4 protein-coding genes are annotated in these 2,977 nt (G+C 36.2%); all 4 read right to left on the bottom strand.

The features are described from left to right. Nucleotides 1–776: MFS transporter (locus JML65_RS23725; protein ID WP_202272614.1), on the bottom strand; the 776-nt coding region annotated here is incomplete at its 3' end. 40 nt (nucleotides 777–816) lie between these two features. Continuing rightward, complete coding sequence (locus JML65_RS23720) at nucleotides 817–1,545, bottom strand: lysophospholipid acyltransferase family protein (RefSeq protein ID WP_202272612.1); 729 nt, start codon at nucleotides 1,543–1,545, stop codon at nucleotides 817–819. A 3-nt stretch (nucleotides 1,546–1,548) separates the two neighbouring features. Next, the gene (locus JML65_RS23715; RefSeq protein WP_202272610.1) at nucleotides 1,549–2,007 is read right to left on the bottom strand and encodes a GtrA family protein; all 459 of its coding nucleotides are present in this window, start codon (nucleotides 2,005–2,007) and stop codon (nucleotides 1,549–1,551) included. Nucleotides 2,008–2,212: 205 nt separating this feature from the next. After that, a partial coding sequence (locus JML65_RS23710) for a T9SS type A sorting domain-containing protein (protein WP_202272608.1) occupies nucleotides 2,213–2,977 on the bottom strand: 765 nt, incomplete at its 5' end.

Below are 2,977 nucleotides of genomic sequence, written 5' to 3'. Positions count from 1 at the left end.
ATGTTTTTAGCTTCTTCAGAATTGTAGCTGCTGAACACAGGAATGAAGAAAAGAATGACCAGTATAGTCATTACAACCAATGTTTTTCTAGCTTTTCCTGCTTTTTCCATAGGTTCTGTAGAGATTCCGTCAGGAAGTTTCTTTGAAAAATAGAAAATTCCGGCAGCTATTAAGAAAAGAGCTCCCACTGCTGTGTACAGTAAAATAACTTTATCGAGAGCCAAATGTTTAATCTGGTCATCATCTACAGTAGCTGTCGTTCCGAACAGTGCCAGTCCTACAATAATGGGTCCTATAGAGGTTCCAAAGGAATTGATCCCACCCGCAAGGTTCTGTCTGCTTGCTCCGGTTTTAGGATCTCCCAGCAGAACGGCAAAAGGATTGGCAGCAGTCTGCTGAATCGAAAACCCTAATGCAACCACAAAAAGCCCTATAAGCATCCCGTAGTATACATTGCTTTTAACGGCAATGATCATGATGGCTGCACCAACGGCAGAGAGCAGAAGCCCATAAACAATACTCTTTTTATATCCCCATTTACCAATTATATCAGTACCTTTTATAGTACTGAATATGAAGAGCAGCAATGCTCCCAGGAAATAAGCGGTATAAAATGCAAAATCTATTAACTGAGACTGAAATTGGTCAAGAGAAAAATAGTTTTTACAGAAAGGGATGAAAATACTATTGCCGGCAGCAATAAAACCCCAGAAAAAAAATACAAGTACAAGTGTGTACAGCGCCGGGTAATTAGTCGGCTGATTGGTTTTTGACATATTTTATTGAAAATTTCGCAAACAAATATAACTATTTCTTTTAAATAGAATACTCCAATAAGGTTTTTTTAATTTCTTGATAAGCTTCTGATTTTGAATCTTTTGGAGAATTTGTAGGTTGTATAATTCCATTGAAATAGACCTTTACTCTTCCAGGGTAGCCCTGAGAACTGTCAAAAGGAAACATTTCTTTAAGGCCTATAAAGGTGTATACAGCAATGGGAGAATGGTATTTTGAAGACAACATAAATGCTCCATCCTTAAATTCGTCAAGGATAATACTGGTATCATCAGGAACCCCGCCTTCAGGAAAAATAGCAATGCTGTTTCCTTCTTCCATTTTCTCAGCACACCTTCTGTATACATCTGCTCTGCTTTTTGCACTGGTTCTATCCACCATGACGCATATTCTTTTATAGATGGTGCCAAAAATAGGAATCTTTACAAGCTCTTTTTTTCCTACAAAACAAACCGGATGATCCGGGAAAAGAATGCAGGTAAGCATGATATCCATAATGGAAGTGTGGTTCGAGATGAAAACATACTGTTGGTTTTTATCTTTCTTCTGTTCAGAAAGTTTTATGAGGTCATATCTGAACCCCATTCCGTAGAACATTCCGAAACACCAGATCCTTATAAATTTATAAGCATATTTATAATGCTTTTTATTGAATGATAAAATATAAACAGGGATTCCCATCGTAACTGTTAAGATAAATGCAAGTAACAGCAGCCAGAATCTCCAGAGATAATTTAAAATTTTTGTCACAGTTTAACCATTAAAAATTACTTTCTTTTTTACAGAATAATTGAGAATAGAAACCAGCAGAATAGCAGCAATCTTACTGATCATTTCAGGGCTTAAGGTATAAAAAATTAAATTGATATTATCTTTAAATACAAAGCTGTAAAATATCTGGAAAAAACCTAAGCTGAATAAAGTGGAGATAAAGGAAACTACCATGAAATAAGCAAACTCTCTTTTCTTGGAGTGTTTTCCTCTTTCAAAAACAAACCAGATGCTGAGAAAGTAATTGGTAATGATTCCACAGCTGGTAGAAAAAATATTACTTAAGGGATAATGGATGCCATGGAAATTGGTTTCTCTGGCAAGAAATTGTGGAAGATAGGTGCTGAACACCTTAAAGCTGCCAATTTCTACAATAGCACTGAGTCCTCCTGCTATGATGAAAAACAAAACCTGTTTCTGACGTATGAGTATTTCTTTCATTCAATAGATATAAAATACAAATTTATAACTATATGTTAATAATGTAAGAATAAAAGATTATTTTAAAACAAGGGGTTAGTGTAATGTTTTGATTTTTAGGTATATATATAGTTGGCTGAATATCTTACTATGAGAACTCTATATTATTTATAACAGTAAATTTAAGCAAATAGGCTGTACGAGGCAGCCTATTTACTTAATCATGTTATTGTATGATCATTTTTTTAGTGTCCAATTGTTGGCCATCAACGATGAGATTATAATAATAGATTCCGGAAGGAAGCATGGAAGATTCTAATCTAATACTTTCCTTTCCTTTTTTATCAAGAGTATATTTTTTTACAGGTATTCCCTGTTGGTTGAAAACATTTATTTCGGCAGTTTTAGTACTGTCAACTAGAAAGTATTCTATCGTTGTAGAAGTATTAAAAGGATTAGGTGTGTTTTGATAAAGTTTGTTCTCTATATTATTTGCCACAGCTTTTCTAGCAACTGAAGTATCAAGGCCTCCTCTATCTGTTCCTGTCCAATCCCAACCATCGAAACCGTTATAGGCATAGTCAATGTACCATTTTCCATCATCAGTTTTTACACTCAGATCTGTCATGCCATCACCATCATAGTCAGCTGGAGCTGGATGCGCATTACCTCCTCCTCTTTGTGTTCCAGTCCAGTCCCATCCGTTAAATCCATTCTTGGCATAATCAATAAGCCAAGTTCCAGCGTCTGTTTTAACACTTAGATCTGCCAAGCCATCACCGTCATAATCAGCCGGCACAGGATGGGCTTCCGACCCTCCTCTTAATGTTCCAGTCCATTCCCATCCATCGAATCCATTGTTTGCGTAGTCAATGAGCCAAGTTCCATCATCAGTTTTAACACTTAAATCTGCAGCACCATCGCCATCATAATCAGCAGAAACAGGATGAGAATTGACATCACCTCTTTGTGTTCCAGTCCAGTCCCAACC

The organism is Chryseobacterium sp. KMC2 (assembly GCF_016756935.1).
Taxonomy (GTDB): Bacteria; Bacteroidota; Bacteroidia; order Flavobacteriales; family Weeksellaceae; genus Chryseobacterium; species Chryseobacterium rhizosphaerae.
This window is presented reverse-complemented; position numbering and strand designations above follow the sequence as displayed.

What these genes read in the sequence shown, in the direction of transcription:
- JML65_RS23715 (WP_202272610.1), bottom strand. Translation starts at nt 2,007, where the DNA reads ATGAAAGAAATACTCATACGTCAGAAACAGGTTTTGTTTTTCATCATA.